This is a genomic window from Pseudomonas sp. SDO55104_S430 (assembly GCF_054070595.1).
Map to the genome: position 1 here is coordinate 1 of NZ_JBSVXG010000386.1, position 3,198 is coordinate 3,198.

A 3,198-nucleotide genomic window follows, 5' to 3' on the forward strand; every position below is an offset into this window, starting at 1 on the left:
AGCCAGCATCTTTGTCGGCTGACACGCCCTCTTCGCGAGCAAGCCCGCTCCCACAGTTGATCTACTTCAACAGGGAGATCTGCTTACTTTCTGGCCACAATCACCGCCCGCATCGGCGCCGGCAGGCCTTCAATGGTCTTGCTGTGATCCTCGGGATCAAGGAAGTCACTCAGCGACTGGTACTTCATCCACTCGGTACCGCGCTGCTCCTCCACCGTCGTGGTACTCACATCCACACACCGCACATCCGTGAACCCGGCGCGACGCAGCCACAGTTCCAGCGCCGGCACCGACGGCAGGAACCACACGTTGCGCATCTGCGCGTAGCGATCTTCCGGCACCAGCACCTGATGCTGGTCGCCTTCGACCACCAGGGTTTCCAGCACCAGCTCGCCGCCTTTGACCAGACAATCCTTCAGCGCCAGCAAGTGCTCGATCGGCGAGCGGCGGTGGTAGAACACGCCCATTGAAAACACGGTGTCGAAGCCCTCGAGATTCGGCGGCAGGTCCTCAAAGGGAAACGGCAGGTGCCAGGCGTTCGGCTGCGACAGGTAGCGCTGCACGGCCTGGAACTGGCAGAAGAACAGCCAGTTCGGATCGACGCCGATCACGCTGTCGGCACCGGCGCCGAGCATGCGCCACATGTAGTAGCCGTTGCCGCAACCGACATCGAGAATGCGCTTGCCCTTCAGATCCAGGTGCGGGGCGACCCGCGACCACTTCCAGTCCGAGCGCCATTCGGTGTCGACGTGCACACCGAACAGGTCGAACGGGCCCTTGCGCCACGGCGACAGGCCCATCAGCGCGGTGCGCATCTGTGCGCGGGTGGCGTCGTCGCAATCGGTGTCCAGCTTCAGGCCGTCGAGCAGATCGACTTCGGTCGGCTGGACAGCGGGCAGGGCGTCCAGCGCGCTTTGCCAGCGTTCGAGGTCGCCGTGACCTTTCTCCATCTTCTTGTCGAGTTGCTCTTGCAGGGTGTTGGCCCATTCGGCCAGCGGCGTGCCGGCCAGACGGCGGGCGAGGGGGGACAGATCAATCATGGCAAGGCAATCAACGAGGCAAAGTTAAGACACTGGAACCACGGCACGACTTTCGAGAACCCGGCCGCCAGCAGGCGTTCGCGGTGTTCTTCGAGGCTGTCGGGCTTCATGACGTTTTCGATGGCGCTGCGCTTCTGGGCGATTTCCAGTTCGCTGTAGCCGTTGGCGCGCTTGAAGGCGATATGCAGGTCGGTGAGCAGCGCGTGCTCCTGCTCGTCTTCGAAGCGCAGTTTTTCCGAAAGAATGAGAGCGCCGCCGGGCAGCAGCGACTGACGGATGCGCGAGAGCAATTCGGTGCGCTGTTGCGGGGCGATGAATTGCAGGGTGAAGTTCATCGCCACCACCGAGGCGGGCTGGAAGTCGAGGGCGAGGATATCGCCTTCGATCACGTCCACCGGCAGCAGCTCCTGGAACATCGAATCCTGAGCGTTGAGGTATTCGCGGCAACGCTCGACCATGGCTGCGGAGTTATCCACAGCGATCACCCGGCAGCCTTCGGTACGAACGTGACGGCGCAGCGCCTGAGTCACCGCGCCCAGGGATGAGCCGAGGTCGTAGAGCACGCTATTGGGCTGGGCGAACTGCGCGGCGAGCACGCCGAGGTTTTCCACGATGGTCGGATAGCCGGGCACCGAGCGCTTGATCATGTCCGGGAACACCCGCACCACGTCCTCGTTAAAGGCGAAGTCAGGCACCTGGGCCAAAGGCTGGGCGAAAAGGCGATCGGGTTCTTTGCTCACGGCGGTTCCGGCGGTGTCGGGGAAAAGGCCGGCATTTTAGCCAAGTTGGCGGGCGGATGCGCGGATTGTCTGATAAACCGCTGGTTTGTCCCCAGATCGTGTTTCGCCAACACAGATCGTTCCCACGCTCTGCGTGGGAACGCCGCCCGGGACGCTCTGCGTCCCTTCACAAGCGTGACGCAGAGCGTCACAGGATGCATTCCCACGCAGAGCGTGGGAACGATCAAGATCAGCGTTCGGTTCGGGAAAACGCGGAGGCTGTAATCCCCCACTGCCCCAACCAATAACTGAGGATGATCACATAGGGCGCCGCCTCGAACGGCGCCACAAACCGGCTGATGCCAATCACGCTGTCCGAGAACACGAACGCCACCGCGCCTGCCGCCGCCAGCAGCGCCGAGCGCTTGGGCACGTCGGTGCCGAGCCGCGCCAGTGCGCGCCAGAGCATGGCGCTGATGGCCAATCCGTAGACAATCACCGGGAGCAGCAATGGCCCCAGCCCGTGGGAGATCAGAATCCCCAGCAACACTACGCCCACAGCCAGGGCGATGATCAGCGGCAACAACGCCAACCGCCGGCAATCGCTCAGATAGGCTTTCAGATAGGCCAGGTGCGCCACCAGAAACGCGCCCAGCCCAAACACAAACAGATCCCCCGGCAACGCCAGCAGCACATCGCCGATCAGGGAAAAAATCAGTCCCAGGCTGATCCAGCGGCGGTAGTCGCCGGGCGGTGCGTCGTGCAGCCAGCCGAGCAGGGCGAGGACGGGCAGTGGCTTGACCAGCAGGCACAGCAGCGACGCGTGCACGCTCAGGCCGTAGAGGAAGGTTGCTGCGCCCATCAGCGCCAGAATCAGCCAGCCCATGGTCAGTTGACCGAGATGGCGCAGTCGAAGGCGTCCACCGGCAGCACTTCCGGCGCCCATGGTTGTTGCGACGTCAGGCGCAGACGCCCGTTGCCGGGGGCGAAGGCCTGGAAGCGCCAGGTCGACACACCGGCCGCACCGACCACGCCGGCATCTTCCGGATTGCGATACACCTCAGGCCCCAACGAGCGCAGCACGCCACCGGCCGAATCCTGGATCGACCAGCGATAACCCGTGGTCGGGTTGCTGGGCAGGGTCAGGATCAGGTTCTGCCCGCTGATGAGCTTCACCGGGCATTCGCTTTGTTTTTCCACGGTCACGTTATGTTTCGGCGGCGTGGCACAACCGGCCAGCAGCGCGAGGGCGAGGGGGACGAACAGGCGAGTGGGGGACATAGGGGCTCCGGCGTTCACGACGAACGGCGAGCATAACCGAGATGAGACAAAATGTGACAGGCAGGAAGTATTGGGTTGGCAGCGCTGACGCCTTCGCGGGCAAGCCTCGCTCCTACAGGTTTCGTGGTGCGCACAGTAGTTGTGTACGACATAAATCC

General features: G+C 63.3%; 4 protein-coding genes. All 4 read right to left on the reverse strand.

From position 1 onward, the window contains the following. Positions 1-83: 83 nt before the first annotated feature. The 4 genes from cmoB to ACW9JE_RS29830 all read right to left on the reverse strand — a co-directional run bounded on the left by cmoB (position 84) and on the right by ACW9JE_RS29830 (position 3,040). Positions 84-1,040, reverse strand: a complete 957-nt coding sequence (gene cmoB, locus ACW9JE_RS29815) for a tRNA 5-methoxyuridine(34)/uridine 5-oxyacetic acid(34) synthase CmoB (RefSeq protein WP_457434796.1) — start codon at positions 1,038-1,040, stop codon at positions 84-86. Then, on the reverse strand, positions 1,037-1,780 hold the full coding sequence (gene cmoA, locus ACW9JE_RS29820) for a carboxy-S-adenosyl-L-methionine synthase CmoA (RefSeq protein ID WP_457434797.1): 744 nt from the start codon (positions 1,778-1,780) through the stop codon (positions 1,037-1,039). Before cmoA ends, cmoB begins: the two co-directional genes overlap by 4 nt. 229 nt (positions 1,781-2,009) lie before the next feature. Continuing rightward, positions 2,010-2,645, reverse strand: a complete 636-nt coding sequence (locus ACW9JE_RS29825) for a lysoplasmalogenase (RefSeq protein WP_457434799.1) — start codon at positions 2,643-2,645, stop codon at positions 2,010-2,012. Positions 2,646-2,647: 2 nt separating this feature from the next. Then, positions 2,648-3,040, reverse strand: coding sequence for a protease inhibitor I42 family protein (locus ACW9JE_RS29830; protein ID WP_457434798.1), 393 nt, complete (start codon positions 3,038-3,040; stop codon positions 2,648-2,650). Positions 3,041-3,198 lie beyond the last annotated feature (158 nt).